General features: G+C 55.5%; 3 protein-coding genes and 2 pseudogenes. All 5 read right to left on the bottom strand.

Annotated features, from left to right (window positions below):
• Window positions 1–1,493, bottom strand: a pseudogene (gene prpE / locus DBR23_RS17870) (propionate--CoA ligase); the annotation flags it as partial.
• A 166-nt stretch (window positions 1,494–1,659) separates the two neighbouring features.
• Window positions 1,660–1,848, bottom strand: coding sequence for a hypothetical protein (locus DBR23_RS29380; protein WP_081266257.1), 189 nt, complete (start codon window positions 1,846–1,848; stop codon window positions 1,660–1,662).
• 29 nt (window positions 1,849–1,877) lie between these two features.
• Window positions 1,878–2,669 carry a sterol desaturase family protein gene (locus DBR23_RS17875; RefSeq protein WP_081266375.1) on the bottom strand — a complete coding sequence of 264 codons (792 nt, stop codon included), beginning with the start codon at window positions 2,667–2,669 and terminating at the stop codon, window positions 1,878–1,880.
• 67 nt (window positions 2,670–2,736) lie between these two features.
• On the bottom strand, window positions 2,737–3,036 hold the full coding sequence (locus tag DBR23_RS17880) for a DUF6166 domain-containing protein (protein WP_082548887.1): 300 nt from the start codon (window positions 3,034–3,036) through the stop codon (window positions 2,737–2,739).
• A 13-nt stretch (window positions 3,037–3,049) separates the two neighbouring features.
• Window positions 3,050–3,307 (bottom strand): annotated as a pseudogene (locus tag DBR23_RS29705) (ABC transporter ATP-binding protein); the annotation flags it as partial.

Here is a 3,307-nt window from a genome sequence, read left to right on the forward strand (position 1 = left end):
TCGTCGGTGCGGCCCAGGATGTAGAAGTAGCCATCCTGGTCGCGAATGCCCCAGTCGAAGGTGCTGTAGACCAGCTTGCCGGGAATGCTCTTCCAGTAGGTGTTGACGAAGCGCGCGTCGTCCTTCCAGACCGTCTGCATGAAACCCGGTGGCGTGGGCCCTTCGATGACGACCACCCCTTTCTCATCGGCACCGGTGAGTTCTTCGCCGGTGGATTCGTGCAGCAGCTTGACGCTGTAGCCATACATCGGCACACCCGGGCTGCCGAACTTGCTGGCTTTCTTCTCGACACCGTTGGCGATGGTGAGAATGGGCCAGCCGCTCTCCGTCTGCCAGTAGTTGTCGATGATGGGCACCCCCAGGCTGTCGCTGATCCAGCGCGCGGTGGGTTCGTCCAGCGGCTCACCGCCCAGGAACAGGGCCTTGAGGCTGGAGAGGTCGTACTGCTTGAGGTAGGCCGGGTCCTGCTTCTTGAGCACGCGCACGGCGGTGGGCGCACTGAACATCACCGTCACCTTGTACTTCTCCACCAGGCGCCACCAGATGCCGCCATCGGGCCGGATCGGCAGGCCTTCGTACAGGATGGTCGCCATGCCCGCGATCAGCGGGCCGTAGACGATGTAGCTGTGCCCCACCACCCAGCCGATGTCGCTGGTGGAGAAGTAGGTCTCGCCGGGTTCGCCCATGAAAATGTGCTTCATGCTGGCGGCCAGGGCCACGAGATACCCGCCCGTGTCGCGCTGCACGCCCTTGGGCTTGCCCGTGGTGCCGCTGGTGTAGATGGTGTAGCTGATGGCGGTGGACTCCATCCACTCACAGGGCACCTGTGCGTCCAGGTGCTGCTCGCGCAGGGCCGCGTAGTCGTGGTCCCGCCCGGGCACAAGGCTCATCGGCGCCAGGCCACGGTTCACCATCACCACCGACGCTGGCTTGTGGGTGGACAGCCGCAGCGCTTCGTCCAGCAGCGGCTTGTACTCAACCACCTTGCCGCCGCGCGATCCGGCATCGGCGCTGACGATGGCCACAGGGGCGGCGTCATCGATGCGGTTGGCCAGCGAATGGCTGGCGAACCCCCCGAACACCACCGAGTGGATGGCGCCAATGCGCGCACAGGCCAGCATCGCGAAGGTGGCCTCGGGAATCATGGGCATGTAGATGAGCACGCGATCGCCCTTCTTCACGCCCTGCCCCAGCAGCACCGCCGCCATGCGCTGGACCTCGGCATGCAGCTCCCGGAAGCTGTAGGTGCGCTCGGTGTCCGTTTCGGTGGACACGTAGATCAGCGCGTTCTGGTCTGCGCGGTCTTTCAGGTGCCGGTCCACCGCGTTGTGGCACAGGTTGGTCAGCCCGCCCTCGAACCAGTGCGCGAACGGTGGGTTGTCGTGGTTGCACACCCGGTCGAAGGGCTTGTGCCAGTCCACCAACCCGGCCTGTTCGGTCCAGAAGGCATCACGGTCGTCGATGGAGAGATTGCGAAAATCATTGAATCTCATCAGGATGTACTAGGTTAAGTTAAGTATGACGTCACTGGCCGCCAAAGCTGTACCAACGAACTTGTTCTAAATCAAACAGAACGACCACACATCTGCGTCTGCCTTGAGAGCGAACATTTTCTTAATCCGATCTGAAGTAGAAGTAATCAGAGCACCCCTCTGCCGCTCAATTGGCGTCGACAGGATCATCCCTGCTTACCTCAGGAAAAATCCAGATCGAAAACACCATAAACCCGCCCAAGAAAAATGCAGCCCAACCAGCCGTTCGAAGATCAATCGAAAACTCATACAAACCTATCACCCCGAAGAGCATCAAAATCAGTATGGAAATAATTACTTTGAATTTAGTTGGCATTTAATCACTCCGGATATTTGGCAGTCATGTTAGAAGCTTGCCGATTTCACAACGCCATCATTTGAATTGGGTGTACGAACTGTTTTTCGAAGATCTTGCTTCAAATAACGCGTGCTGTAGCCGTTAAAGATATGACCCCAAAATCCTCTTTTGAGATCGGAGGTTCCAAACAACCAATCAAAAATAGGGGTTCCGATACCCATATTAACTTCCATCATCAATGGATGATCGTGATGCGCCGTATGATGCCGGCGCGCAGTATTAATAATCGGCGTATTTCGAATAAGCCAGTTGTCGTTCACATGGCATGAGAAATGAACGAGTTCATAGAACATGTAGCTACCCGTCAGCGCGGCCATCAACAGCCAGCCGAAATTAGGGGAGAGAATCCAGCCAGCGACGAGCGATGGCACGAGAGACAGCAAGGTAAGCACGATCATTGTGAAAGGGGGAAAGAACGTTACACGCCAATCTCTATGATCCGCGAAACGCATTTCTTCGCGCGTAAAGAACTGATGATGCATCAATGTGTGTCGCACATAGAGCGCCCGGAAAATGACGTTCTTGCGAGGCCGATGCATTACATGCGCATGCAGCAAGTATTCGGTGAGTTGATAAGCCATGAAACCCAATGGCAAGGCCAGCCATTCCCACAGTTGGACGTTGCGAAGATTGGCAGCATAGATGTAGAGCGCCGTGAAACCGCTGATGGCAATGATCGCCAAGTGCAGCCAACCGTGGTACCAACCCGCCACACGATGTCGATACTCTTTGCGATATCGACGCTGGCGTTCCTTCATCATAGTAGATTGAAGCTCCATGAAAACCTCCAATTAAATTCACCCCAACAGGGGCATGCCTGCCAACAACACTCGATTTCAGCCGCAGTCAATACCTTGACTTGCTTCGTAGCCAGTTTTCAATATCTGCGGAAGCAATGCTCCACTCATTATCAAAATTTGCAACCATGACCTTCATGAAAGATTCGCAAGAATCAGCGGAAAGATTCAAGTCACCGGTGTGATCCAAAAGAAGAGCGAAAGCCAACTGCCGCGGCTCGGCACCTTCGTACCCCCATTCGAACCCCATTTCCGCATAGCGACGCAGGTCGGTCCGGTCAGGCAACAATTGGCCATCGGCGAGCACTTTAATTCCATCGATAGTTCGATCGCCCGTATATGTCTTCATATCTCGCCCCTGGTCAAGTTTGAGGTTCCGCATCCACGGCACCCGCGATAATTTTCATAACCTCCACGTCCCCGAGAGCTCCGCTCAACGAGCCCGTGTAAATAATTTCACCGCGCTCAATCACCACTAGTTTATCTATGTAATCTGGAACATGATGCAAATTGGATTCAGCCATCACAATGGCTTTCCCAGATTGGCGAATCGCGGCGACTCCCTCCGCTACAAGTGGAATGATGGCGGGTGAGAGACCTTCAAAAGGTTCGTCGAGTAA

It is taken from the genome of Acidovorax sp. HMWF018, assembly GCF_003061035.1.
Classification (GTDB): Bacteria; Pseudomonadota; Gammaproteobacteria; order Burkholderiales; family Burkholderiaceae_C; genus Acidovorax; species Acidovorax delafieldii.

Bases quoted from the DNA above. Each gene is read 5' to 3' on its own strand.
- DBR23_RS17880 (WP_082548887.1), bottom strand. From the start codon at position 3,036: ATGAAGACATATACGGGCGATCGAACTATCGATGGAATTAAAGTGCTC.
- DBR23_RS29380 (WP_081266257.1), bottom strand. From the start codon at position 1,848: ATGCCAACTAAATTCAAAGTAATTATTTCCATACTGATTTTGATGCTC.
- DBR23_RS17875 (WP_081266375.1), bottom strand. From the start codon at position 2,669: ATGGAGCTTCAATCTACTATGATGAAGGAACGCCAGCGTCGATATCGC.